27 protein-coding genes and 2 tRNA genes are annotated in these 26,822 nt (G+C 34.2%); 20 read left to right on the top strand and 9 right to left on the bottom strand.

The window, feature by feature from the left end:
* Positions 1–2 precede the first annotated feature (2 nt).
* Positions 3–755: a M15 family metallopeptidase gene (locus J3U19_RS07010; protein ID WP_267345844.1), complete on the top strand. Its 753-nt coding sequence runs from the start codon at positions 3–5 to the stop codon at positions 753–755.
* Here the strand turns inward: J3U19_RS07010 and J3U19_RS07005 are convergent.
* Together J3U19_RS07005 and J3U19_RS07000 are read right to left on the bottom strand one after the other, a co-directional pair.
* Positions 736–2,064 (bottom strand): ATP-binding protein, encoded by a 1,329-nt coding sequence (locus J3U19_RS07005; protein WP_267341126.1) that lies wholly within the window; start codon positions 2,062–2,064, stop codon positions 736–738. The genes J3U19_RS07010 and J3U19_RS07005 overlap by 20 nt on opposite strands.
* Before the next feature lie 16 nt (positions 2,065–2,080).
* Complete coding sequence (locus tag J3U19_RS07000; RefSeq protein ID WP_416380266.1) at positions 2,081–2,761, bottom strand: response regulator transcription factor; 681 nt, start codon at positions 2,759–2,761, stop codon at positions 2,081–2,083.
* A gap of 362 nt (positions 2,762–3,123) precedes the next feature.
* Here J3U19_RS07000 and J3U19_RS06995 point away from each other — a divergent pair, with 362 nt between their 5' ends.
* The 12 genes from J3U19_RS06995 to asd all read left to right on the top strand — a co-directional run bounded on the left by J3U19_RS06995 (position 3,124) and on the right by asd (position 12,446).
* Positions 3,124–4,419, top strand: a complete 1,296-nt coding sequence (locus J3U19_RS06995; RefSeq protein ID WP_267345843.1) for a serine dehydratase subunit alpha family protein — start codon at positions 3,124–3,126, stop codon at positions 4,417–4,419.
* Between the two features lie 123 nt (positions 4,420–4,542).
* Positions 4,543–4,618 (top strand) — tRNA-His (locus J3U19_RS06990).
* A gap of 19 nt (positions 4,619–4,637) precedes the next feature.
* Positions 4,638–4,714 (top strand) — tRNA-Pro (locus J3U19_RS06985).
* A gap of 302 nt (positions 4,715–5,016) precedes the next feature.
* On the top strand, positions 5,017–5,739 hold the full coding sequence (locus J3U19_RS06980) for a GntR family transcriptional regulator (protein WP_267341122.1): 723 nt from the start codon (positions 5,017–5,019) through the stop codon (positions 5,737–5,739).
* Positions 5,736–6,419 (top strand): GntR family transcriptional regulator, encoded by a 684-nt coding sequence (locus J3U19_RS06975; RefSeq protein WP_267341120.1) that lies wholly within the window; start codon positions 5,736–5,738, stop codon positions 6,417–6,419. Before J3U19_RS06980 ends, J3U19_RS06975 begins: the two co-directional genes overlap by 4 nt.
* A gap of 11 nt (positions 6,420–6,430) precedes the next feature.
* On the top strand, positions 6,431–6,898 hold the full coding sequence (locus J3U19_RS06970) for a PTS sugar transporter subunit IIB (protein ID WP_267341119.1): 468 nt from the start codon (positions 6,431–6,433) through the stop codon (positions 6,896–6,898).
* A gap of 17 nt (positions 6,899–6,915) precedes the next feature.
* Positions 6,916–7,749 carry a PTS mannose/fructose/sorbose/N-acetylgalactosamine transporter subunit IIC gene (locus tag J3U19_RS06965; RefSeq protein WP_267341118.1) on the top strand — a complete coding sequence of 278 codons (834 nt, stop codon included), beginning with the start codon at positions 6,916–6,918 and terminating at the stop codon, positions 7,747–7,749.
* The gene (locus J3U19_RS06960) at positions 7,730–8,551 is read left to right on the top strand and encodes a PTS system mannose/fructose/sorbose family transporter subunit IID (RefSeq protein WP_267341116.1); all 822 of its coding nucleotides are present in this window, start codon (positions 7,730–7,732) and stop codon (positions 8,549–8,551) included. Before J3U19_RS06965 ends, J3U19_RS06960 begins: the two co-directional genes overlap by 20 nt.
* 12 nt (positions 8,552–8,563) lie before the next feature.
* The gene (locus J3U19_RS06955) at positions 8,564–9,643 is read left to right on the top strand and encodes an SIS domain-containing protein (RefSeq protein ID WP_267345842.1); all 1,080 of its coding nucleotides are present in this window, start codon (positions 8,564–8,566) and stop codon (positions 9,641–9,643) included.
* A 2-nt stretch (positions 9,644–9,645) separates the two neighbouring features.
* Positions 9,646–10,644, top strand: coding sequence for an SIS domain-containing protein (locus J3U19_RS06950; RefSeq protein ID WP_267341112.1), 999 nt, complete (start codon positions 9,646–9,648; stop codon positions 10,642–10,644).
* Between the two features lie 15 nt (positions 10,645–10,659).
* Positions 10,660–11,094: a PTS sugar transporter subunit IIA gene (locus J3U19_RS06945; RefSeq protein WP_267345841.1), complete on the top strand. Its 435-nt coding sequence runs from the start codon at positions 10,660–10,662 to the stop codon at positions 11,092–11,094.
* A gap of 248 nt (positions 11,095–11,342) precedes the next feature.
* Positions 11,343–12,446 (top strand): aspartate-semialdehyde dehydrogenase, encoded by a 1,104-nt coding sequence (asd, locus tag J3U19_RS06940; protein WP_267341109.1) that lies wholly within the window; start codon positions 11,343–11,345, stop codon positions 12,444–12,446.
* A 46-nt stretch (positions 12,447–12,492) separates the two neighbouring features.
* Here asd and J3U19_RS06935 read toward each other — a convergent pair whose 3' ends face one another.
* From J3U19_RS06935 to nagB, 3 genes are read right to left on the bottom strand one after another with little or no spacing between them, the layout of a single operon-like run.
* The gene (locus J3U19_RS06935) at positions 12,493–13,725 is read right to left on the bottom strand and encodes an ROK family protein (RefSeq protein WP_267341108.1); all 1,233 of its coding nucleotides are present in this window, start codon (positions 13,723–13,725) and stop codon (positions 12,493–12,495) included.
* A 35-nt stretch (positions 13,726–13,760) separates the two neighbouring features.
* On the bottom strand, positions 13,761–14,903 hold the full coding sequence (gene nagA, locus J3U19_RS06930; RefSeq protein ID WP_267345839.1) for an N-acetylglucosamine-6-phosphate deacetylase: 1,143 nt from the start codon (positions 14,901–14,903) through the stop codon (positions 13,761–13,763).
* Positions 14,904–14,914: 11 nt separating this feature from the next.
* A complete protein-coding gene (nagB, locus tag J3U19_RS06925) occupies positions 14,915–15,721 on the bottom strand; it encodes a glucosamine-6-phosphate deaminase (protein ID WP_267341105.1) in 807 nt (268 codons plus the stop codon).
* A gap of 242 nt (positions 15,722–15,963) precedes the next feature.
* Between nagB and nagE the strand changes: the two genes are divergently transcribed.
* On the top strand, positions 15,964–17,442 hold the full coding sequence (nagE, locus tag J3U19_RS06920; RefSeq protein WP_267341104.1) for an N-acetylglucosamine-specific PTS transporter subunit IIBC: 1,479 nt from the start codon (positions 15,964–15,966) through the stop codon (positions 17,440–17,442).
* A gap of 188 nt (positions 17,443–17,630) precedes the next feature.
* Here nagE and tusC read toward each other — a convergent pair whose 3' ends face one another.
* Genes tusC through fkpA form a run of 3 tightly spaced genes read right to left on the bottom strand, consistent with a single transcriptional unit; the run spans position 17,631 to position 19,204 of the window.
* Positions 17,631–17,984: a sulfurtransferase complex subunit TusC gene (tusC, locus tag J3U19_RS06915; protein WP_267341103.1), complete on the bottom strand. Its 354-nt coding sequence runs from the start codon at positions 17,982–17,984 to the stop codon at positions 17,631–17,633.
* Positions 17,985–17,999: 15 nt separating this feature from the next.
* Positions 18,000–18,368 carry a sulfurtransferase complex subunit TusD gene (gene tusD / locus J3U19_RS06910; protein WP_267341101.1) on the bottom strand — a complete coding sequence of 123 codons (369 nt, stop codon included), beginning with the start codon at positions 18,366–18,368 and terminating at the stop codon, positions 18,000–18,002.
* Positions 18,369–18,385: 17 nt separating this feature from the next.
* Complete coding sequence (fkpA, locus tag J3U19_RS06905) at positions 18,386–19,204, bottom strand: FKBP-type peptidyl-prolyl cis-trans isomerase (RefSeq protein ID WP_267341099.1); 819 nt, start codon at positions 19,202–19,204, stop codon at positions 18,386–18,388.
* Positions 19,205–19,440: 236 nt separating this feature from the next.
* Here fkpA and fabZ point away from each other — a divergent pair, with 236 nt between their 5' ends.
* The 4 genes from fabZ to rnhB are packed head-to-tail and all read left to right on the top strand — an operon-like array spanning position 19,441 to position 22,478.
* Positions 19,441–19,887, top strand: a complete 447-nt coding sequence (gene fabZ, locus J3U19_RS06900) for a 3-hydroxyacyl-ACP dehydratase FabZ (protein ID WP_267341098.1) — start codon at positions 19,441–19,443, stop codon at positions 19,885–19,887.
* Between the two features lie 42 nt (positions 19,888–19,929).
* Positions 19,930–20,709: an acyl-ACP--UDP-N-acetylglucosamine O-acyltransferase gene (gene lpxA / locus J3U19_RS06895; protein WP_267345837.1), complete on the top strand. Its 780-nt coding sequence runs from the start codon at positions 19,930–19,932 to the stop codon at positions 20,707–20,709.
* Positions 20,709–21,851 carry a lipid-A-disaccharide synthase gene (gene lpxB, locus J3U19_RS06890; RefSeq protein WP_267345836.1) on the top strand — a complete coding sequence of 381 codons (1,143 nt, stop codon included), beginning with the start codon at positions 20,709–20,711 and terminating at the stop codon, positions 21,849–21,851. The genes lpxA and lpxB overlap by 1 nt, the downstream gene beginning before the upstream one ends.
* 39 nt (positions 21,852–21,890) lie before the next feature.
* A complete protein-coding gene (gene rnhB, locus J3U19_RS06885) occupies positions 21,891–22,478 on the top strand; it encodes a ribonuclease HII (protein ID WP_416380263.1) in 588 nt (195 codons plus the stop codon).
* A 618-nt stretch (positions 22,479–23,096) separates the two neighbouring features.
* On the opposite strand, the gene J3U19_RS06880 is transcribed toward rnhB, so the two are convergent.
* Positions 23,097–24,386 carry an NAD(P)/FAD-dependent oxidoreductase gene (locus tag J3U19_RS06880; RefSeq protein ID WP_267339006.1) on the bottom strand — a complete coding sequence of 430 codons (1,290 nt, stop codon included), beginning with the start codon at positions 24,384–24,386 and terminating at the stop codon, positions 23,097–23,099.
* Positions 24,387–24,724: 338 nt separating this feature from the next.
* Between J3U19_RS06880 and J3U19_RS06875 the strand changes: the two genes are divergently transcribed.
* Positions 24,725–25,696: an HlyD family secretion protein gene (locus tag J3U19_RS06875; protein ID WP_267345834.1), complete on the top strand. Its 972-nt coding sequence runs from the start codon at positions 24,725–24,727 to the stop codon at positions 25,694–25,696.
* Positions 25,678–26,817 (top strand): ABC transporter permease, encoded by a 1,140-nt coding sequence (locus J3U19_RS06870; RefSeq protein ID WP_267341091.1) that lies wholly within the window; start codon positions 25,678–25,680, stop codon positions 26,815–26,817. The genes J3U19_RS06875 and J3U19_RS06870 overlap by 19 nt, the downstream gene beginning before the upstream one ends.
* Positions 26,818–26,822 lie beyond the last annotated feature (5 nt).

The raw sequence follows: 26,822 nt of genomic DNA, 5'->3' as shown, positions 1-26,822 counted from the left end.
AAATGATAATAAAAACAATAAAATTAAAATTAATTCTCAATATTATATTGATATTAACTCTATTTTTAGATTTGACAATCACTATGGCACATTCAATTCCATTAAATAAACTTACAGGGCAATTTGACGAAAAAAAAGACAGAGATTTTATACCATTAGATTCAACCGTTTTACCTGTTAACAAAAACGGAATGTATCTACAAAAAGAGCCTACAGAGCAACTAATCAAAGCTTATAATGATTTTAAGAAGAGACATCCAGATATTCCTTTTATTGTGGTAAGTGCAACTCGTAATTACACGTATCAAAATGGCATTTGGCAACGTAAATGGGATGCATTGTTAAAAAAAATCAATGATCCACAAAACATTGCAACGGAAATTTTAAAATTTTCATCAATGCCTGGTACTTCGAGACACCATTGGGGTACAGACATTGATATCACTAGTGTGTCATCCGATTTTTTTAGGCAGGATAAAAAAGGCATTATTCTCTATAAATGGTTGCAAGAAAATATGCCTAAGTACGGTTTTTGCCAAGCCTTTAACGAAGGTCGTAAAGGTGGCTATCTTCCTGAAGAGTGGCATTGGTCATACCAACCTATTGCCAGTCAATATATTGCTCAGTATAAACAGATATTAGACAGTGAACCGAATAAAATTATCCAAACCCTGACCTTTACAGGGCATGATAAAATTAAATTACGGGACTTAATTAAAGAATACGTATTGTCCGTTAATAGCGAGTGTTACTAGGTGCAATTGTTTGTAATTTACGCCAATACGGTAAATATATAGTCACAACAAGCCCACCTCCTTCTCGATTAGCTGCTTTAATAGTACCGTTGTGCATAACGACGGTTTTTCGAGCAATAGCTAATCCCAATCCATAACCCTTACCAAGTTGTGGTGACTGAATACGAACAAATGGTTCAAAAATACTGGATAATTTATTCCATTCAACACCTGGTCCGCGATCTTTAACTTCTATTTGTAAATATTTGTTCGTTTCTTTTAACGAGACCTCAATAGCTTGCCCAGATTGTGAAAAGCGAATCGCATTACGAATAATATTTTCAATCGCGCGACGTATCTGTTCTGAATTGCCTTTGACTATCGAATGATTAATGGTTGAAGGGATAAAATGCACATCAATTGATTGATGATTTGCTTCATAGTTAGCGTCATTGATCACTACACTTAATAAATCTTTCAAGTCAAAATATTCATCATTACGATTGTTCATTTCGGAACGGGAATATTTTAATATTTCGCCAATTAACTGATCTAATCGTTCGGATTCCAGCTCAATTCTTGCTAAACATGTATCGATATTTTGTTTATTCTGCTGAGCAAGCCCAATAGCTAACTGCAAACGCGCCAGCGGCGTTCTAAGTTCGTGCGATACATCATGCAACAATGCTTGACGATCTGAGATTAAGATATTGAGTTGTTCAACCATCATATCAAAATCTTTACCTACTTCGCTTATCTCATCATGCCGATATTCTAATTTATCAAATAATCGAACCGAAAGATCACCTTGTGATACTCGAAAAAAACCCTGTCTTAATAACCGCATTGGTTTAGTTAAATTCCAGGCTAAAGTAAGACTTAACGTGAGTCCAACTAAAACTCCCGTTAGTGTAATAGGCATTGGCATATTAAACAGTATTTTTTGGAACTGAGTATTTATTTCTTCTTTTTTAAACGAAACAGAATACAGTGTTCCATCAGGAGCAACGGCCGAACGTTGGTACATATAATTCGGAGATTCTAATTCATCATTTAGGATATTAACTTGATCATTTTGAGGAGAAACCAATTTTATTGACAGCAATACTCGCTCTCGTTCGGGTAAATGTGCAATAAAATTAAGTGTATCTTCTTCACCAGCCACATGCAATAATTGCGCAATCATATCGACTTTAGTCGGCATATGATTGAGAACTTGTCTATTTTTGTCTTCTACATAGAGCGAAAAAGCAATCCATGTTAACTGAAAGGTAAGAAAAAACATCACACAAAATATAACAAGTATTTTCCAAAATAATCGACGATTCATAGCAAACCTACTGTCATTAACGAATACGATAACCTACAGCTCTGATGGTTTCAATTGTCACGTCATTTTGGGCAACTTGATATAATTTTTGACGAATATTACTGATATGGACATCAACACTACGATCATAAAGCTCTCTAGCGCGACCAAGTCCAACTTCAGATAATTCTTCTTTAGTCACAACTCGTTCACTATTTTTTACGAGTAAAACTAATAAATTAAATTCAGTCGATGTTAAGTCAATAACTTGTCCATTCCATGTACATAATCGTTGAGGTAAATCTAATGTCAAGCCATTAAAATGGTATTTTTTATCATCCACTAACTCAACTGTTCGTTCATCAAAACGACGCAATACTGCGCGTAATCTGGCTAGTAGTTCACGAGGATAACACGGCTTAGGGATATAATCGTCTGCGCCTAATTCTAAACCTAACACACGATCAATATTGTCGCCTTTAGCTGTTAACATGATAACGGGCATATTACACTGTTGACGTATACTTTTAAGAACGTCAATACCATTAATATCAGGCAACATAACATCTAGAATTGCAGCACGATATTTCCCCGATAATGCTTCATCAATAGCATCTTTACCCAAATAAACACTTTTGATATTAAAACCTTCATTGGTTAGATATTCACTAAGCATCTGTGATAATTCGACATCATCATCAATTAACAAAATATTTATCATATATCGCCATTATTATTTAATTTTATGTAGTTACATTATTACAATAATAAAAAAAAAGTCAGGTAATTTTACTAAAATATTACATATTTTGAACAATTCTTGATTATTTAATTCACTGTTTAACCAAATAAAAGTTTAGATTCATGCTAAAATTGCAACATATTTTTTTAAAAAGATTAACATAATTTTTTGCTAAAAATAATTTAAATAATAAACTTTATTTATTCCAGTGCAACATATTTAATTATTTACTTTGCAATCTTAACATTAAAATTTAAACTAACTATTATATTTATCTTTTATAAAATGTTTTACCATCTAGCACTATTTATCATAGTGCAATGATATGGAGATAAAAAATGGAACAACAAGTAGTGTGGAAAGAATTAATTCAATTAGTGAAACATGAAGTTTTACCTGCATTAGGTTGTACAGAGCCCATATCTCTTGCTTTGGCATCAGCGGTTGCTACTAAATATATTGATAAAAACAGTATCCGTCACATTGATGCTTATGTTTCACCAAATTTAATGAAAAATGGTATGGCAGTGACAGTGCCTGGTACAGGGATGGTTGGGTTACCTATTGCAGCAGCTATTGGCGCAATAGGTGGTGATGCCAAAGCAGGTCTTGAAGTACTAAAAAAAATTACACCGAAACAAATTAACCAAGCTAAAACGCTACTTAAAGAGCAAAAAGTCACTGTACACATTGCTAATAATAATGCAGCTATTTATTCTGAAGCCAATATTTACACTAAGACCGATCATGTTAGAGTATGTATCGAAAAATCACACACAAACATAGTGTTAATAGAAAAAAATGGTGAAATCATTTTCAAAGCAGAGAATAAAACACAAGACGAGTCTAAAAAAGATTCAATCATAACTCAGATGTCAGTCAAACAGATATATGAATTTGCAACACGCTGTAATTTTGATGATATCGAATTTATTTTACATTCTGCTGAATTAAACGATGCATTATCTCAAGAAGGATTAAGGCGAGATTATGGCTTAAGTATTGCCGCTACACTAAATGAACAAACAAAAACTGGCTTGTTGGCTGATGACCTGTTATCTAAAGTGATTATTCGCACAACTGCAGCATCCGATGCTCGAATGGGTGGTGCAACTTTACCTGCGATGAGCAATTCTGGTTCTGGAAATCAAGGTATTACCGCAACTATGCCCGTGGTGGTGGTTGCCGATTATTTAAAAGCAACAACAGAACAATTGGCTAGAGCACTCATTTTATCTCATACCATTGCAATTTATATTCATAGTAAATTCCCGCCTTTATCGGCACTTTGTGCTGCATCAACCGCAGCAATGGGCTCTGCCGCTGGTATGGCATGGTTACTTGGTAAAGGACAATATGAACCAGTAGATATGGCTATTTGTAGTATGATTGGTGATTTATCTGGTATTATTTGTGATGGAGCCTCCAATAGTTGTGCAATGAAAGTGTCAACTTCGGTATCTTCGAGTTTTAAAGCTGTTTTAATGGCATTAAATCGTATTCGAGTGACAGGTAAAGAAGGGATAGTTTGTGATAGCGTCGAGGCTTCAATTGATAATCTTGGAGCCATTGTTAGCAATAGTATGAAAGCAACCGACACACAAATCATTAATATTATGTCACATAAAGCTTAATTACATCAGTAATGATAAAATATTAAGCTTTTAACGCTTTTAATATAAGCAGTCAGAACATTTTTGAAAAATTATACTGGACAATGTTATTTTTTATGCGTAATATCTCGTCCTACTTCTATGGTGGCTATAGCTCAGTTGGTAGAGCCCTGGATTGTGATTCCAGTTGTCGTGGGTTCGAATCCCATTAGCCACCCCATTTTATAGAAAAAATCTAACGGCGAGTAGCGCAGCTTGGTAGCGCAACTGGTTTGGGACCAGTGGGTCGGAGGTTCGAATCCTCTCTCGCCGACCAATTTAAAAAAAAAGCCTGCTCAATTGAGTAGGCTTTTTTATTATCTGTTTATCGTTTTATTCCCTCATTTATACATAATCGCTTTTCATTAATTAAAATTAATCCTCTGAATTAAATAGATTAATTAGCGCAATTCACTTTATCTGAATAATTTTATTAGATTACGATAAAAAATGTGATCTCTATATCAATTTTGGTACTCAAAATTGACAACATGTATTTTTTTTAATATTTTTTAAACAATCTTATATGGATTAAGATATATCTGATGGATAAAAAAGCCCACAAATGGAGTGTGACCTTTGGAATATCGTGATATTGCGGCAAAAACAGATGTTGAAGAAAAAATTCGAGCCAATCTCAACATAATTAGCGATCAATCGACAGAAAGAGGACTTGCCAAATACTTTGGTGTCAGTCGAACTACTGTACGCAACGCATTGAATGATTTAGCGATAGAAGGATATGTTTTTCAAAATGATAAAAACTTACCATGCCATAAAATTTTTGAAATTAATATGCTGAAGATGTCTTCATTTAGTGAAGAGGTCCAAAAACATGATGATATACAAATCAAAATAAAAGTACTTTCCAACCAAATAATTAAAATGCCTGCTGAATTAAGAGCATTCTTTGGTTCAAATGATCCGTTAATTAGAATTATTCGACAACGCTTTTTAAACCAAGATCCCCTTTCTTATGAAATTACATATTTATCATCGCTAAAATTTAAAGATTTAAATCAGATAGATTTAAATGGTATTTCTCTTTATCAATTTTTAAAAGAACATTACCATTTTACCCCAAACCACGGTAGAGAAGAGATTACTTATGAAGCAGCAACTGATGATAAAGCAAAACATTTACAAGTTGCTGAAGGTACACCAATTTATAAAGTATCAAGCTATAGTTTTGATAATCATTTCGAACCATTTGAACACACCGATCAGTATTTAGTTGGCAATCGATTTCGGTATCATTTATCGGCTAAAAATATCTTCAATTATGAGGTAACGCATCAATGAAGTTATTTGAAAAAATAGCCACTCATTTTATGGATAAGATAAATACTGGACATTATAGAGTTGGATCTAAATTACCCCCTGAAGGGCAATTGCAAAAGGATTATAATGTCAGTAGAACAACTGTTCGAAAAGCAATTGATCTGCTGGTTGATAAAAATATGGTGGTTAGGAAAAAAGGAGTTGGTTTATTTGTTGCACCAACCTTATCTACCCAAAATATTTTAGAAATGACTGGAATTATTAAACCCTTTGTTTACCAGAATCATAAAAAAATTATTAAAGATACCTATTTAAGACAAGCAGGAAGTTACTATAGTCTGTTATTAAAAATAAAACCCTCCGAGCTTATCTATTACGTTAGTTTTTTAGAAATTGCAAAAAACAGTGCAGTTAAAGAAATTTTTCTCTTACCTCTTAATAATTTTCCCGATTTCCAAATATCTATCATCAAAGTTTTATCAGCCCTCGAAATCACTAATTCTGGTAAAAAAAAGGTCGATAAATTAGAGCAGGATTTGCAGCTTATTGCGGCAAATGCTGAATTGGCAAAACAGTTACGATGCAACATTAACGATCCATTATTTAAAATTTCTAATCACTATTTTGATATTAATAGAGAACCGATAGCTATTGAATATAAGTTTGCTAGTAATACTAAATATGTGGTCGATTTCACTTAGGAGGTAACCCAATGATTAAATTATTACGTGTTGATCACCGTTTAGTTCACGGTCAGGTCGTTGTTTCATGGTTTGAAAATGTTGGCGCTAATACAATTTTAGTTGCCAATGATGCTGTTGCGGGTGATGAACTGCGTAAATCAGCAATTCGTTTAGCTAAGCCTGACAACGCAAAATTAGTAATGAAGTCTGTTGATGACAGTATTGAGGCGATTAACTCTGGCGTAACGGATAAATATCAAATGTTAATTGTAGTTGAGTCCGTGGCTGATGCTGAAAAATTAATCCGAGGCATTCAAGGAAAAATAACTAGTCTTAATTTAGGAGGAACTAAACCCCGTGACGGAACGAAGAATTACTCTAAAACAATAAATTTAACCAATTTAGAAGCAGATCTATTAGCTAAATTACAACGAGATGGTGTTGAAGTATATATACAACAAATACCAAATGAATCTAAGCAGAAATTCGAAAAATAGACAAAAAGGAATACAAAATGAGTATTGTTATTACAGCAATTATTTTGGCCTTGATTGCTATGTTAGCTAATGGTGAATACTTTTTAGGTTCATCAATGTTATCTAGACCTTTAGTTACCTGTACTTTAGCGGGACTAGTAATGGGAGATATCACCCAAGGTATTATTATAGGAGCAACGTTAGAATTAGCCTTTGTTGGTTCATTTTCCATTGGGGCATCTATCCCGCCAGAAATTATATCAGGTAGTGTTCTAGGAACAGCTTTCGCTATTGGTGCAGGTAAAAGTACGGCTGTTGCCCTAACTTTGGGAATTCCAATTGCTTCTCTGGTACTAGTAGTTAAGAATTTATGTTTCTTGTTTATTTTACCTTACTTTGTTCATAAAGCAGATAAGTATGCTAGTGAAGGAAATGGTAAAGGCGTTGATCGGATGAATATCTTGGGTGGTTTCTTTTCCATTAACCTACCAATTGGATTAGTGGTCGGGCTTTCTTATCTATTTGGTAGTGAAGCAATTAAAAACTTGCTTGAAGTTATTCCTGAGTTTGTTATTAATGGTTTAGGCATCGCAACTGGCTTATTACCTGCATTTGGTTTTGCTATGCTAATGAAAATTATGATAAAAAAAACCAATGCAACATTCTTTATTCTTGGTTTTGCTGTAGCAGTATATATGAAAGTACCTGTTACTGGTGTTGCCATTTTTGGTGCGTGTATGGCATTGATTCTTACTGGTTATTCTTCCTTTACCGGCAAAAAATCAATAACCTCAGACAATCAAGAAGTTAATAATCTTTCAGGCAGTGCTTTAGTAGGACAGGAGATCAACTATGAAAATGAAGAATTCTAAACGATTAACTAGAAACGATTTAATGCGAACCTTTTGGCGTTCTTTTACCGCCGAATGGTCATGGAATTATGAGCGACAAATGAATTTAGGTTATTCTTTTGCAATCCGCCCTGCTTTAGAAAAAATCTATAGTCAAAAACCAGAACAATTAACCAAAGCTTATCAAAGACATCTAGAGTTTTATAACGTTACACCTTGGTTAGTTACCTTTCCGTTAGGTATTTCTATTGCAATGGAAGAGCAAAATGCCTTGAATAACGATTTTGATGAAAGTTCAATTAATGATGTTAAAGTTGCATTAATGGGACCACTAAGTGGTTTGGGCGATTCATTTTTCTGGGGAACCTTACGGGTTATAGCCACTGGTATTGGTACTTCATTAGCAATACAAGGTAATATTTTAGGTCCACTTTTGTTTCTATTAATTTTCAATATTCCTGCTGTTTTAGCTCGCTATTTTGGTCTATTCATTGGTTATAACATTGGTGCCTCTTTTATTGAAAAGGTTCAAAAGACTGGTTTAATGGATAAATTATCGTATGGTGCTTCTATCTTGGGGCTATCTGTTGTTGGTGCCATGGTAGCAACGATGGTGACATTAAATATGCCACTAACAATAGGATCAGGCGACGATGCAACATCATTACAGGATATTTTTAATGGTATTGTGCCACAAATATTACCTCTGTTATTTACCTTATTCATCTTTTTATTAGACAAAAAAGGGCTTAAAGCGCATTGGATTTTATTACTAATAGCGGGTATCGGTATTTTTGGAGCTTGGAGTGGATTATTAGGATAATAAGGAGAAAAAATGAAAAGTATCGCTGATTATGTTGCCTTAGAGCCTGAATATTATCAGAACATTTTAGATAATTATCAAGCACTATTCACCCAAAATATTGACCTGAGTAAAATTAAACAACTTAGCTCAATTGTTATATTTGCAACAGGTTCAAGTTCCAACGCAGCTTATGGTGCAAGACCTTTAATGAGTAAAATCTTAAAGATACCTGTTTATATTGAAGATCCTTCTATCGCTGCTAATTATTTACATTACCGTGATCCTAATACTTTGTATATTGCTGTTTCGCAAGGTGGAGAAAGTTATTCAACCATTCATTTAGTAGAACAATTTATAAAAAACAACCAAACCATCTATACGCTTACCAGCAATTCCAATAGCCCACTGTATAAAATTAGTCATCATGTCTTATCTATGGGAATTCCAGTTGAGGAGATGCCTTATGTCAGTGCTGGTTATAGCGTAACCATTCTAGATTTAATATTGATCTCTCTAGTAATTGCTCAAAAAAATGACAGTGTTAGTGATGTTCAATTTAACCACTATATAGAGCAATTTCAGAAAGTTACTCATTTACTTCCTAAAGTCATTGAACAATCCCAAGTATGGGTTAATCAATGCCAACATCAATTTTATCATGCTAAAAGAGTGATATTTATTGGTTATGGTGCAACTTATGGAGTTGCTAGAGAAGCGGAAACAAAATTTACGGAAACAGTACGCAATACAGCTTTTGGTAAAGAACTCGAAGAATACATGCATGGTCCATATTTAGGATTACATGAAGATGATCATATTGTGTTTCTTGAACCCCATGGTCAGTTAGATCAGAGAGCGAAATTATTAAAAGTCTTTTTAAATAAACATGTTAAAAATATTTCAACCATTTACGCCAATAGTAGTAACAATCTTAAAGAAGAGGACTTGTGCCTTAATGTTGATATAGATGAACTATACGCATCATTATTTATGACTGTTCCTATTCATCTATTAAGTTACCAAGTTTCAAGATTAAAAGGTCATAATCTTGAAAAATCAGCCTATCCAGAATTTGATGAAATAACTAGTTCTAAAATTAAGAGGATTTAAAAATGAGAAAATATGACGAAAAGAAAGAATTAGACAGCATGAATGGTGCTTTAGCATTAAGACCACAAATTAATGAATTTATTGATAAAATCCACGATCGTGGTTATAGTAATGTTTGCTGGTTAGGTATTGGTGGTACGTATGCATCATCAATGCAAGCAGTTGTTCATATGAAAGAAAAAACAGCCATTGAAACGTTTGTTCAACATGCGGCTGAATATCTAGTAACAGGAAACAAACGTATCACTAAAGACACATTGATCATTATTTCATCTGTCACGGGTACCACACAGGAAGTCGTTGCAGCTATTGAAAAAATTCAAAAAGAAGTTGGGTCAACCGTATTAGCTTTTATGGATAAAGCCGATACCCCATTAGGGAAAATGGCACATCATGTTATTACTTATCCAATGAATGAACAATTAAAATTCTTTATGACAGCTGATCGTTTAATGTATTTAGCCGGTGAGTTCCCTGACTATGATGAGTTTTATCAAGAAATGGATCAACATTTTGCTAAAAATATTGTTGCTGTTGCCAAAAAAGCCGATAAATTTGGGCGAGAAGTTGCTGAAAAACACCATAACGACACTATGCACTATTTTGTTGGTGCGGGTAATCAATGGGGAGCAACGTATTCTCATGCTATGTGTTATTGGGAGGAACAACATTGGTTACGCTCAAAATCCATTGAATCAGCAGAATTTTTCCATGGTACGTTAGAAGTCATTGATCGTGATACAGCAGTCACTGTTTATGTTGGTGAAGATACACAGCGCTCATTAAGTGAAAGAGTAGCTAAATTCCTACCTCAAATCTGTGGTAATTACACCATAATCGATACTAAAGACTATGAATTACCTGGTATATCAGAAAAATATCGTGGAAATCTTTCACCGTTTGTCTTCCGTACCATTAATAATCGTATTGATGCTTATGTTGAATATTTAAATCGTCATCCTATGACGATTCGTCGTTATTATCGTTGCCTTGATTACTAAAGGAGTACCTTAACAATGATTGCTGTATTAGTAAGTACCCATGGTTCATCAGCTAAAAGCCTAGTTGAATCAGCAGAAATGATCTGTGGTAAACAAACTCTATGTGAAGCTGTATCGTTCTCAATGGGACAATCATTAGATGACTTTCAACAGCAAATTGAGCATCAAATTAAGCTGTTATCGCAGCAATGTCCACAAATTTTATGCTTAGTTGATTTAAAAGGTGGCACACCATTTAATACATTGGTTAAGCAAATGGCTGATCACCAAAATTTAGAGGTAATAACTGGTGTAAATATACCAATGTTGTTAACAACTTTTATGCTAAGAACTGATGAAATTAGTCTAAATGACTTATTATCAGAAATCATTGAAGCATCGGTACAAGGCATTGAGCGGTATAATATTGCTTCAATAATGAACAATAATATCCAAGATGAGGACTTTTAAACATTCTATTTGACAGTAAAGCATAAAACTTGTTGTGAAAAGGCAGATCAATTTTTTATAAGCAATAAAAATATGATTTGCCTTTATTCATGAATAAATCAATTTAAATTAAACTTAACGTATATAACACCACGTTATCCTATCAGTGCCTATAAAAATAATTCTTATCTTACTTGTTTTATGGCAATATTTTGTTTTAATAGTAGATAATCTTTACCTATATAACATCTACTTATTGGAAATAAACTATGAAAAATGTTGGTTTTGTTGGTTGGCGTGGAATGGTTGGTTCTGTTCTTATGCAACGTATGGTTGAAGAACATGATTTTGATTATATCAATCCTGTTTTCTTTTCTACATCACAAGCTGGTCAAGCTGCACCTACTTTTAACGGTAAAACAGGAACATTACAAAGCGCAGATAATATTGATGCATTAAAATCATTAGATATGATTGTGACTTGCCAAGGTGGTGATTATACTTCTGAAATTTATAAAAAATTGCGTGCAACGGGCTGGCAAGGTTATTGGATTGATGCAGCTTCAACTCTACGAATGGAAGATGAGGCTATTATTGTTCTTGATCCAGTCAATAAAGCTAATATTCATAAAGCGTTAGATAGAGGTATCAAAACCTTTGTTGGTGGGAACTGTACGGTAAGTTTGATGTTAATGTCATTAGGTGGGCTGTTTGCTGAAAATTTAGTTGATTGGATATCCGTTTCGACTTACCAAGCCGCTTCTGGCGGTGGAGCTCGCCATATGCGGGAGTTATTAACACAAATGGGAATGCTTAATGCTGAAGTAGCTAAAGAGCTTCAAGATCCTCGCTCATCTATTTTAGATATTGAACGCAAAGTTACCCAAAAAATGCGAGATGGCAGCCTACCAACCGATAATTTTGGGGTCCCATTAGCCGGTAGTTTAATTCCTTGGATTGATAAAGCTTTAGACAATGGTCAAAGTAAAGAAGAATGGAAAGGCCAAGCTGAAACCAATAAAATTTTAAATACTAGCCAGATTATTCCAGTTGACGGTCTTTGTGTTCGTATTGGTGCATTACGTTGTCATAGTCAATCGTTTACGATTAAGCTTAAAAAAGACATCAGTGTTCCAGAAGTTGAAAAATTACTTGCTGCGCATAATGATTGGGTTAAAGTTATTCCAAACGATCGAGATCTTTCAATGCGTGAGCTGACTCCTGCTGCTGTTACAGGTACATTAACTACACCTGTTGGGCGTTTACGTAAACTTAATATGGGTAAAGATTATTTATCAGCCTTTACTGTTGGTGATCAATTATTATGGGGTGCGGCTGAACCATTAAGAAGAATGCTTCGTATTTTAGCTTAATTAACAAAAAAGCCCAATTAATGGGCTTTTTTATATTAAACATGTACTAGATTGTCACAGTGTTTTCTAACAACAACATCAAGAGCGAACCGTTGAATAATGCTTGTTGTACTAATGCAAATGCACCAATTGCGGATCGGTCATCAAGTGATGAACAATTGATAGTAAGATTTTTTCTTAATTCCTCTAAACTTTGTGCATTTAATGCGCTGTTTACCGCATTTAACAATACTTCTGGTGATTTAGTTAATTCACCCGCTAACACAATTCGTTGCGGATTAAAAATATTTACCATCATTGCAACCGCACGACCAAGATTCTCACCAGCATCTTTGACTAACTTTATTGCCAGTTCATCACCTTGATTTGCATAATGACAAATATTAGCTATATTACATTCGTCCCGAGATAATCTGGTTGGGTAGCCTTGTTCAATCATCTGTTTTGCACGATGTTCAATAGCATCATTGACTACACGATTTTCTAAGCAACCAAAATTACCACAGTGGCATCGATCACCTAACGCATCAACTTGAATATGACCAACTTCACAACCACTTTGATTATGATTTGTCAGTAATTGTTGATTAACAATAACACCTGATCCGACCCCCCGATGGACACGAATGAGAATAGAATCATCCACATTTTGTGTCGTACCAAAATAACTTTCAGCTAAAGCTAAACTTTGAATATCATTCCCTAAAAAGATTGAAACATTGAATTGTTTTTGTAGTTCTTCAGCTAATGACCATTCTTTAACTTGAATATGAGGAGTATAACGAACAATACCATGTACAGAATCAATCAATCCAGGAAGAACTACGGATATTGCTATAAGATTTTTAATTCTTTTACTGTTATCTTGGATAAATTGCTCAATTAATCCAATCAAATATTTTTGCGTAAATTCCTGAGTGAAGTGCGTTAATGGACATACACTCGATGCTAAACAATTACCACCAATATCATAAAGCTCAATTGTTACATGTGAACGGCTGAGCTGAACAGCAATAGTCTGATAATAGTTAAATTTAGCTTCAATTGAAACGGCAGGACGACCTCCCGTTGATTGTTGTGCATCAACCTCTCTAATCAGTTTTTTCTTAATCAATTGGCGAGTAATTTTAGTAATGCTGGCTGGCGCTAAATGGCTAATTTCAGCCAATTGAATACGAGAAATAGGAGCATGCTGAACAATCAAACGATAAATCATGGCATAATTTAGCTGTTTGATAAGATCAGCATTTCCAACTAAGTTTAGATAATTAAAGGTCATATGATATCTCAATATTTCATTAATTATCTTATATTTTAGCTGTTGATCTCTCCATTAACAACCGTTTTAATAATAGTAAAGTTACGGTCAAAAACAACTAAATTGGCTATTTTACCTTCGCTAACGCTACCAAGAGTTTTATCAACACCGATTGCTTTAGCAGGATAAAGCGTTGCCATTCTTAATGCCTCATCCAATGCAATACCAACATGTTCGACTGCATTTTTCACTGCATCAATCATCGTTAAAGCTGATCCCCCTAATGTACCTTTTTCATCAACACAACGACCGTCTTTATAATAAATGGTTTTGCCTGCAAATACTCCTGAGGATAAATTCGAACCAGCTAATAACATAGCATCAGTAATTAAAATCAAGTGATCTTGTTTGATTTTATGACTATTTCGAATATTTGCCCAGCTAACATGTTGCCCATCGGCAATAATGCCAACATAAACATCAGATTCATCATAAATTGCACCCACTACACCGGGTTCTCGCCCAGTGATATAAGGCATAGCATTGAATAAATGCGTGCCTAGACGAATACCAGCATTAAAACCTCGTCGACAATCATCATAATGACCATTGGAATGACCTACCGATACATGAATTCCTGCGTTAACTAGTTGTTTAATAAAATGATTTTCAACTTTTTCTGGTGCTAGAGTAATAATTTTAATAACATCAGCATTATCACAAAGAAAGTCGATCATTTCTTGCGATGGTTGACGGATGATATTTTCATCATGGATACCTTTCTTTTCAGGATTAATATAGGGTCCTTCAAGATGTAAACCAAGTGCTTGATTAGGGTGTTTAATTAAATATTCACGCATCACATTTACCGCTTTTATCATGAATTCATCCGTCGATGTAATTAAAGTCGGTAAATAGCTCGTACATCCATAAGCAAGATTAGTCGCTTGCATTTTTTCTAATGTTTCAATACTTAATGCATCGAGTGTTTCATTAAATTGCACGCCACCACAACCATTGACTTGAATATCAATAAACCCAGGCGCAACAATAGCATTTTGTAAATCTTCAATAGTGATACTTGCAGATAGTTCGTCTTGTTTACAGATTTTGGTAATCTTATCGCCGTCGATAATAACGGCGTGATTTTCAAGAATTTCATAACCTGTATAGATACGACAATTTGTTAATGCGTACATTGATTTATCCTTTATAAAACGGTCACTTTTAGATTATCAGCTTCCATTTGTTTAAAATATTTTAAGGTTTTTACTTTAAGATCATCAGTACTTGGCTCATCACAAACAATAAGCGATGCTGGATGCATTTGTAACGCAGTGACAGTCCAAAGGTGATTAACTGATCCTTCAACTCCAGCCTGCAGTGCTAAACTCTTGTTATGACCACAAACTAATAAAATCACTTCTTGTGCATCCATTAACGTTGCAACGCCAATAGTCAGTGCATGTTTTGGCACTTGATTAACATCATTATCAAAAAAACGAGAGTTAGCAATTCGTGTATCTTCGGTTAATGTTTTAATTCGAGTACGAGAGCAAAGTGAAGAACCTGGTTCGTTAAAAGCAATATGTCCATCTTGACCAACGCCACCAACGAACACATTGATTTTACCATAAGTTTTAATTTTCTCTTCATACTGACGGCATTCTTCGTCAATATCTACTGCATTACCATTTAATATATGGATGTTGTTTTTATCAATATCAATATGGTTAAAGAAATTTTCATACATAAATGTGTGATAACTTTCTGGATGATCTTCAGGAAGTCCTACGTATTCATCCATATTAAACGTAACCACATGTTTAAAACTTACCTTACCTGCTTTATATTGTTTAATAAGTTGTTGATACATGACCAACGGTGAGCTTCCTGTTGGTAATCCTAAAACAAACGGACGATCCGCTGTCGGTTTGAAATCATTAATTTTGTTCACAATGCGCTGTGCCACCCAAGCACCAACTTCTTGTGCATTTTGTAAAGGAATAAGCCTCATGAGATAATACCTCTTTTGATATAATAAAATAACTTCTTTTTTTTATAAGTAAAATATGTTAATAGTATTTTACTATATTAACTAAATTAATCAAAAAAAATCGTGACATAAGTCACATTAAACACATAATTAATTTGCGAAGTAAAATAATATAGAGTGAAATAGTACTGAATCATTTATATTCACTTAAAGATGATAATATCATCTTTAAGATTTCCCCCAAAATTATATGAGGTAAACTTATGGGAATTTTAGCTTATTTGCAACGTATCGGGCGCTCGCTTATGGTGCCTGTAGCAGTTTTACCTGCGGCTGCAATACTACTCGGCATTGGATACTGGATTGATCCTCAAGGATGGGGACAAAATAGTATTGTTGCTGCTTTTTTAATTAAATCTGGTGGTGCAATTATCGATAATATGGCGATACTATTTGCCATTGGTATCGCATATGGCATGTCTAAAGATAAAGATGGCGCTGCTGCACTAAGTGGCTTAGTTGGTTTTTTAGTCATCACAACATTACTATCTCCAGATTCAGTATCATTATTAACTAACACACCAATTGATAACGTTTCTAAAGCTTTTAATAAAATTAATCAAAACCAATTTATTGGTATTTTAGTCGGTGTAATTTCTTCTGAAATATATAACCGTTTTAGTAATATTGAGTTACATAGAGCGCTTGCATTTTTTAGTGGTAAACGTCTGGTACCTATCCTTGTTTCATTTGTAATGCTATTTGTTGCTTTTGTAATGCTTTACATTTGGCCAAATATTTATCAAGCCTTAGTTGCATTTGGTAATGAAATTAAAGGATTAGGAGCAATTGGTGCAGGTATCTATGGCTTTTTTAATCGTCTACTTATTCCTATTGGTTTGCATCATGCACTTAATTCAGTATTCTGGTTTAACGTTGCTGATATTAATGATATCCCTAACTTCTTAGCTGGACAAAATGCCATTGATAGCGGTAAAGCAATTGCAGGCATTACTGGTCGTTATCAAGCTGGCTTCTTCCCAATTATGATGTTTGGTTTACCAGGAGCAGCATTAGCTATGTACCATACAGCAAAAAAAGGAAATAAAGAAAAAACGGCTTCGATTATGTTAGCTGCTTCTTTCGCAGCTTTTTTTACAGGTATTACTGAACCGTTAGAATTTGCCTTTATGTTTGTAGCTCCAGTACTTTATGTAATACATGCTATTTTAACGGGTATTTCTTTGTTTATTGCTGCTAGTTTACAATGGATTTCAGGTTTTGCATTTAGCGCAGGTTTACTTGATATGTTACTGCAATCACGTAATCCATTAGCTGTACATTGGTATATGCTAATTCTTCAAGGTCTAGTGTTCTTTGTTGTTTACTATGTAGTTTTCCGTTTTGTGATTGTCAAATTCAATTTAAAAACACCGGGTCGTGAAGACGATGTGGAAACTAATCCATCAACTGAAAACACCTCACCTAAAGAAGCGGTTGGTGATGTATCGGCACTTGCAGAACAATATTTAGTCATTGTTGGTGGTAAAGAAAACCTAACGAATATTGATTCTTGTATTACACGATTACGTTTAAGTGTGAAAGACACAGATCTCGTTGATGAAGAATCAGCAAAAGCCCTTGGTGCTATGGCAGTAATTAAATTAGGGAAAACAGGTGTACAAATTGTAGTTGGTCAGCAAGCTGAAAACATCGCCGATCATATGAAAAAGTTAGTATAGTAAAAAATTAATAAAATTATATTGATAAAAAAATCCACGTTTTTATATAGTCAAAAATACGTGGATTTTTTATTTCATTCCTTTTCAATCTCATAAAAATAACATTAACCCTAATCCATTGAATATCACTATTTATAAATCTTATATGTAAAAAAATTTCAGGTTATGTATATGTTTAAGTATAAAAATTAGAATGTTAAAATTACTTCTTGAATAGTTAATAATTGGTTTAATGATTGGTTATTAATAACTTTACAAGCAATATTATGTGTTACCTTAGCAAGGTTTCTCGCATTAAGTGAAGATTTGCAGACATACACATCTTCAATATCATAAAGTTCAAGCATATTTAATGTCGCAATATAATCACGCATTAAAATTTGTTCTGGAGATTGGTTAGGTAACAGATGAAATACACCATCATCAACAAAAAAGACAGAAATATGATTAATTGCCGATGCAGCCAACGCAATATCCAACGCTTCTCGACCTTTAGCATTACCATGAGGTGGAGAACTAATAATAATTGCAACTTTTTTCATTTGATAGCCTTAGTACTAAAATTGAATAGTTCGATCTGTTTCGGCAATAGATACACTTAATTCACCAAGACCTGTTAACTGGAAATTATCCGCAAGATTTTTTTCAATAATTCCTCGTCTTTGAGCGGCGGCAACACAAATAGTTAACGTTAAAGAATATTCTTTGGCTAGCGTTTGCCATGCCGTAACTAAATCAAATTCATCACTAGCAGGATCGGTAAACCGATTACCATTATAAATACCATCTGCATAAAAAAAGATATTTTTAATCGTATGGGAAGTTCTAGATAGCAAAGTTTGTGCAAATTGATAGGCACAATAAGCAGATTGGGTCCCATATGCAGGACCCATAATAACAAGTGTATAACTTAATGAATCTTTCAAAATCAATCAGTTAAATTTTATTTTGCGTTATCATTGACTTTATTTTGATCGGGTTTTGATTGTTCAGCTTTATCATTGTTATCGCCGTCAATACCAAGTAATTCAACTTCAAACACTAATGTTGATGCTGGTTGAATCCCAACTTTATCATCTTGACCCGGAAAGCTTTGATCTCCATAAGCTAAATCTGGTGGTACAACAAGTTTGATTTTACCACCAACACCAATTAATTGAATTCCTTCAGTCCAACCTTTAATTACGGCATTAAGAGGGAAAGTTGCAGTTTCACCTCGGTCATAAGAACTATCGAATTTACGACCATCTGTCAAAGTACCGGTATAATGAACAATAACAGTATCATCAGCTTTTGGATGGCGATTCGAACCTTCTTTAATAACTTGATAAAGTAATCCTGATTTAGTTTGTTTAACATCTTTTTGTTTAGCAAATTCTTCACGGAATTTATCACCAGCAGCGGTGTTTTCCGTTTTTTCTTTTTCAAAACGAGCTTTGCTTTCTTCTTGAATACGTTTACCAAATGCTTCTAAAACATCTTTAACTTCATCTTTTGAAAGTTGAGAAGCACCGCGGAAAGTTTCATTAAAACCACTAATTAAATATTCTTTATCTGGATTAATTTCATTTTGCTCTAAATTTGTCGCCATGTATGAAGCAAATGAAGAACCTAATGCATAAGCCTCTTTTTGTGCATCAGTTGAAATGGTCACTTTATTGGTGCTAGCATTGTTATCAGTTGTATTTTTTTTATCATCACACCCAACCAATGCTAATACGATTGCACTACTTACTAATGTCATTTTAATCAATGATTTCATACTACTTCTCCGAGTTAGAAACTTTTATATCTCAATTTATTATTCAAATTATTATAAATGATTTAATGTAAGATAATATAGTATTTACAAATCATTTATGTAAATAAATTATAATAACATAGCATAAGCAGATTCGTATAAAAGAAAAGCACTATTCAAATCATTCTTGAGTGAAAGCCGCATCCTCAGTTATAATGAGTACAATTTATAGCAAATAATGTAAAAGGATAGCTATTTTGACTACCGAACTTAATACCCTTGATATTGAAGAAATTATCAGTTTATTACCTCATCGTTATCCATTTTTAATGGTTGACCGTGTAATCAATTATGAAAAAGGTAAAACATTAAAAGCGATAAAAAATGTTACTGTAAATGAACCATTTTTTCAGGGTCATTTTCCCACTAAACCTATTTTACCCGGTGTATTAATTTTAGAAGCGATGGCGCAAGCAACTGGTATTTTGGCCTTCAAAAGTATTGAAGAACTGTCTCCCGGACAGCTTTATTACTTTGCTTCAATTGATAAAGCGCGTTTTAAACGCCCTGTTGTGCCAGGCGATCAACTCGTATTAGACGTTGAATATATCAAAGAACGTCGAGGCATTGCTTTATTCCATGGTGTTGCCACTGTTGATGGTAATTTAGTTTGCGAAGCCGAAATGATGTGTGCTCGTAAATAATATTGATTTTAAATATCCCAGAAACAGTATTAAGGAAAGGCTATGGCAACGGAAATACATCCAAGTTCAGTAATAGAAAAAGGGGCTAATATTGGCAATAATGTTCAAATTGGGCCTTTTTGCTTTGTTGGTGAGAATGTTGAAATTGGTGATGGGACTTTTTTAAAATCACATGTAGTCATCAATGGTCACACTAAAATTGGTAAAGAAAATCAAATTTATCAATTTACTTCAATAGGCGAAGTTAACCAAGATTTAAAATATCGTGGTGAACCAACGCGCACTGAAATTGGTGATCGCAACATGATTCGCGAAAGTGTAACCATTCACCGTGGCACTTTACAAGGTGGTGAATTAACGCGTATTGGCAATGATAATTTATTTATGATTAATGCACATGTTGCTCATGATTGTGTTATTGGTAATAATTGTATTTTAGCCAATAATGCAACGCTTGGTGGGCATGTCCAATTAGATGATTATGTAATTATAGGTGGTATGACTGCTGTACATCAATTTTGTGTTATTGGTTCACATGTTATGGTTGGTGGATGCTCTGGTGTTGCTCAAGATGTGCCACCTTATATTATTGCCCAAGGTAATCATGCAAGCCCACACGGCGTAAATTATGAAGGTTTAAAACGCCGAGGATTTAGTAAAGAGGCTTTGCAAGCGATTCGTAATAGTTATAAAGTTCTTTATCGAAATGGCTTAACATTAGACGATGCCAAAGTAGAAATTGAAACCATAGCGAAACAATATCCTGAAGCTCAATTATTTATTGATTTCTTTTCACGTTCAACTCGTGGCATTATCCGTTAATGATAAATAAACCATTAACAATTGCATTAGTCGCTGGGGAAACCTCTGGCGACATTCTGGGTGCTGGTTTAATTCGTGCACTCAAAAAATACTATCCCAATATTGAATTTATTGGAATTGCTGGACCACAAATGCAGGCTGAAGGATGTAAAGCTTGGTACGAAATGGATGAACTCTCGGTTATGGGGGTCATTGAAGTATTAGGTCGACTACGTCGTATTTTAGCTATTCGTCGCGATATCACTAAACGACTTATTGAGCTAAAACCTGATATTTTTATCGGTATTGATGCCCCTGATTTTAATCTTTCATTAGAAGGAAAACTTAAACAAGCTGGCATTAAAACCATTCATTATGTAAGTCCTTCGGTTTGGGCGTGGAAGCAAAAACGAGTTTTTAAAATAAAACGTAATACTAACCTTATCTTAGCTTTCTTGCCGTTTGAAAAAGCGTTTTATGATAAGTTTGATGTTCCGTGCCGTTTTATTGGTCATAAAATGGCTGATGATATCCCACTAAATCCAGATCAAAAAATAATGCGTCAGCAATTAGGCATTCCTCTTGATTGTCTTTGTTTAGCTTTATTGCCAGGAAGTCGTCATGCTGAGGTCTCTTTGCTTTCAGAACCATTTCTAAAAGCGGCACAATTATTACGCCAGCGTTATCCTAATTTGCATATTGTGGTACCTTTAGTAAATGCCAAAAGGCGTAAAGAGTTTGAAGAAATCAAAGCCAAAATCGCCCCCAATCTTAAAGTACAACTATTAGACGGTCAAGCGCGTGAAGCAATGATTTCAAGTAATGCCGCTATATTGGCATCAGGAACAGCAGCATTAGAATGTATGTTAGCCAAATGCCCAATGGTGGTAGGTTATAAAATGAAAGCTTTCACTTTTTGGTTAGCTAACAAAATAATCAAAACGCCTTATGTTTCTTTACCTAATATTTTAGCGGGTAAAGAGCTTGTACCTGAATTATTACAGCATAACTGCACACCAGAAAATATCGCCAATCATACTATCCCTTTTTTAGAAGGGGATAATACAGAAGTTAAAAATGCATTTCTCACATTGCATAAACAAATTCGTTGTAATGCTGATGAACAAGCTGCACAAGCAGTATTAGATGTTTTAAAGAATTAATGTTTGAAAAATAACTCTGCTAGAGGATTTATATTGTTATTGGAATTTACTTACCCTGATACCACGTTAATAGCCGGTGTCGATGAAGTTGGAAGAGGACCGTTATGTGGCGATGTTGTTACTGCAGCAGTTATTTTAGATCCAACTAAACCTATCGTTGGTTTAACAGACTCAAAAAAACTTACTGAAAAAAAACGTGAACAGTTATTTGAAGTAATAAAAGACAATGCATTAGCTTGGTGTGTTGCCAGAGCATCTGTGGCTGAAATCGATCAATTAAATATTTTACATGCCACTATGCTGGCTATGCAGCGAGCGGTATCAGGCTTAAAGATCAAACCCAATTATGTTTTAGTCGATGGTAATCGTTGCCCTAAATTTGGTATTCAAACTCAATCAGTCGTTAAAGGTGATCTATTAGTTGCTGAAATCAGTGCTGCATCAATTTTAGCTAAAGTTACTCGGGATCGTGAAATGGTCGAACTTGATAGATTATACCCGCAGTATGGTTTAGCCAAGCATAAGGGTTATCCAACAAAAGACCATTTAAGCGCAATTGAACAATATGGCGTTAACCATTTATATCGTAAAAGCTTTGCACCAATAAAAAAATTACTGCAATGCTAAAATCAATTATTAGTGCTTATCGCTTATCAACAGTGATTAATAATGGTGAATTAAGAGTGAAATTACGATTCTTGATAGGTTCTTTATTACCATAGTACTCTTTTAATTTTTTTAAAATAGTGATAAAAATTTAAATACTTTATTATAAATTTTCCAAACTAATTCTGAAAAGTAAATATAACTATAGTCCCATCAAATCAAATATTGTATGGTTTGTTTTCAAATTTTTGGGTGAGTCATTTTTAAATTAATGATCTCTTACTGTGATGAAGTATGATTTTTTAAAAGATTTATCCAATTATCTAACTTGTATCTAAATAACTTTACTTGCTGCTTTAAAACATGAAGTTTACCATTTTTAATAAAAATGATCTCCATATAGTTATAAGGTGAGTTGGTTGCTTGCTCAGGCTTTGGTTTGGTTTGATTGAGATAATTGAAAAATAATATAACCAATTTGGTGATTGATCATTTGTTAAAGAAGTGTAGGTAGCGAATGATAAACCAAAAATAAAACGCTTCAATTGCTACCTATAAAATTTAATCGATTACGATATTAATATAATCTAAAACAGCCACTTAAAAAGTTTTAGAGGCTGTAAATCGTATTTTGAATAACTAATCCCGATTACTGAAAATAGATGTCGATTTTGTTTTGTACATAACTTTACTGGCACGAGCAAAACGAATCGTTTTGAAAATACCTAACAAGCTAGCTTGATGCATTCGATACAACAATCGATGAATAATTAGCGCAAACCATCCCTTTACACCCATTTCACTTTTTCCTGCTATTTTAACCACACCTTGCGCGGTATCATGTAAAGAAATGATTGTGCCATTATCGGTATACTTAAACGATTTTAATGGTGTATTATCGAGCATGTTGATAATGTTCTCGTAACAAATTTTTGCCATTTGATGTGCGGCTTGAGCAGTAGGTGGTGAAGCATGACCATTGTCTTGCATAGCGTAAGCACAATCGCCGATAACAAAAATATTGTCATCACGAGAGGTTTGCAATGTTGGTTTTACCACCAATTGATTTGAACGACTTGACTCTAACCCAGCAATTTCTTTCAAATAATCAGGTGCTTTTACACCCGCAGTCCAGATCATAATATCGGCTTTGATAGTATCACCTTCTTTTGGATAAAATCCATCACTTTCAGCCTTAGTAATCATGGTCTTGGTTAATACATGGATACCTTGTTTTTCAAGTGTTTTAGTAATACTTGCCGCTGTCTTTTCTGGGAGGGCTGGTAAAATACGATCTGTTGCTTCAATAACCGATACATCTAGAAGATCGGAACACATCTTATTACGACCGCAGGCACCAAAGGCTTGCACCATATGTGGTAGTTCAGAAGCTAATTCAACACCGGTTGCACCACCACCAACGATAGCAATCCGAATTTTGTCTTCATCCGTGCTTTGATCATTATCGATGATTGAACAAAAACTGGTAAATTTATTAATTAAGGTTTCTCGCAAGCGAATCGCTGCATTTTGATCGTCTAAGAAGATACAGTGTTCTTTAACACCAGGTGTACCAAAATCGTTAGAAGTACTACCAATGGCAATCACTAAAATGTCATAATCAATAGCGACTGATTCATCTTGATGATTGATAATCGTGATTTGTTTTTGGTCCCGATTAAGGTCAGTAAAGGTACCTTGGATAAATTCAAAATTATGCTGTTGTCCTTGAGATGCATAATAAATATTATCAACTTGCTCATCAAGTACACCCGTTGCTACTTCATGTAATAATGGTTTCCATAAATGATAACTGTTTTTATCAATTAAGGTAATTTGAGCTTTGTCCGTTTTGCCTAACTTATCACCTAGGTCAGTAGCGAGCTCTAAACCGCCGGCACCACCACCAATAATAATTATTTTTTGCATATATCAAGCCTTATTATTTCAATTACATAATATCATACTAAATAAGTAGGTTTTTATCTATTTCTTTTGACTGATAACATTCATAAATAAAATCTATTAAAATGGTGGTTTAGAATTATTGAAATTTATTTAAGGGTGAAATAGAATGTAGACCAATATAGTTGTAAATTATTCCATGTAATCTTTATTTTGGAATAAAAATTTAGCTTTGATTGTTTGAATAAAATACTATATCGTATGATATAGTATATCATTGATGACGTATGTTAATTCTTTATTGCATACAATTATCCTAGTTCTTTAGGCCTTATCTTACAATTGTCACTCAAAACAAATTTATGAATAAAAAAATTTTTATTGTTATAGCATTGATTGTTATATTAATTTCGATGACGATCTTAATCCGTGCTCATAATAGAGAGCTTCTTTTGCAAGGCGAAGTTGATGCGCCTAATGTCAGTATTTCCTCAAAAGCAAAGGGGCGAGTGCAAGTTATTCATGTCAATCGTGGCGATGATGTCAAACAAAATGATGTCTTAATTACGCTTGATAGTCCGGAGCTTTTAGCACAAGTTCGAGCGGCAGAAGCAGCACGAGATCAAGCACAAGCACAAGTAGCACTATCTGAGCATGGTACACGTGAAGAAAGTATCCGATATTATGAAGCATTATTTGAACAAGCTAAAGTAGCTTATGACAATGCTTCAAAAGAGTACAATCGTAATAAAGCCATTTCGGCAAAAGGTTTTGTATCACAATCAATATTAGATAGTGCGCTGAAAACTCGTGATGCAGCTTATCAACAAGTTTTGTCAGCCCAAGCCAATTTAGATCAAGCTCGAAATGGTGACCGTGTTGAACAACGACAAATCTATGATGCCAAATTGAAAGAAGCTGAAGAACAACTTAAGCAATTACAGATCCAATTTGATGACTTACAAGTTAAAGCTCCAGTAGATGGAGAGATAGGTTCGATTCCAGCTGAAGTGGGAGAATTATTCAATGCTAATAGCCCACTATTAACCGTTATTCGATTACCACAAGCTTATTTTGTGTTTAATATTCGTGAAAATATTATGCCTAATATTCACAAGGGTGATCATATTAAGTTGGAAGTTCCAGCTCTTGGTAATAAAGAAGTGGAAGCGGAAGTTCGTTTTATTTCACCAATGGGTGATTATGCAACAAAACGTGCAACTCGTGCGACAGGTGATTTTGATTTAAAAACGTTTGAAATTAGACTTTATCCAACTAAACCTGTAGAAGGCTTACGCGCAGGTATGAGTACATTATGGAAAATAGACAACTAATTTTAGACTTCTGGCATCGCTTTAAAAATGCTTTTAACGATGAAATACCAGTTATATTTAAGCGATTTACTTTCCATTGGTTAATGTGGATTTTACCGCTAATTATTTTTGTTTTAATTAGTAGTATCTTTCATAAAGGTGTACTATTTGATCTACCTGTAGGCTATGTTGATCAAGATAAAAGTACTTTATCTCGTGAAATAGTACGGGATCTGAACGCTGGTGCACATGCAAATCTGATTAATTATGATAATCAGCTAAAAATGGCTGAGCATGATTTAGAGAAAGCCAAGATTTATGCCGTTCTTTATATACCACCTAATTTTGAAGCCGATGTGTTAGCTGGTCGCCAACCAACACCAATGCTTTATTATAATGCACTATATTATAGTGCAGGTTTATATTCAATAATGGATTATTCGGGATTAATTGCATCATTAAATACCCAATATCGAACCACCATGGCAACCAGTATTGGTTTGCCTGTGCCCAAACTTGCACAAGTTAATTTCAATTATGATGGGTTATTTAATGCCAGTGGTAACTCTATGTACTTCCAGCAGTTCTCTGCGGTAGTGCATCTATTACAATTATTTGTGGTTACTACAACAATTCATATTCTATCGCAATTACCTAAACGAACTCGACCTAATTATCCATTTGTATTAGGTAAACTCGCTCCTTATACCATCTGGTATACCATGTTATTGATGTTTGAAATAGCAATGCTGGTTTTATTTTCTGATGCGCGCGTATCTGGTTCGCCATTCGCTATGATGATGGTGGTTTTCTTTTATGTGATTGCAGCACAAAGTATTGGTATTTTACTTTATACATTTACCAAAACAGTATTAGATGCCTATACCTATATTGGGGTATTGGTGGGACTTGCATTAACTTATTCAGGTGTCGTGGTGCCTGAATTGTCGATGCCTTGGATAGCAAGATTTATTTCGTCACTTGAGCCTTTAACCTATGCACTGAATAAATTATTCGATCTCTTTTTACGGCATTCAAGTTATCTATCCGTATTAAAAACCTGTAGTATTTTGATGATCTATCCAATAATAATTACAGTGTTAGTTAGAAAACGTTTAGTCAAGCGTTTACATTCACAGTAAGAGGC

This window comes from Gilliamella sp. B2828, from assembly GCF_026537125.1.
In the GTDB taxonomy this organism is placed as follows: domain Bacteria; phylum Pseudomonadota; class Gammaproteobacteria; order Enterobacterales; family Orbaceae; genus Gilliamella.
This window is presented reverse-complemented; position numbering and strand designations above follow the sequence as displayed.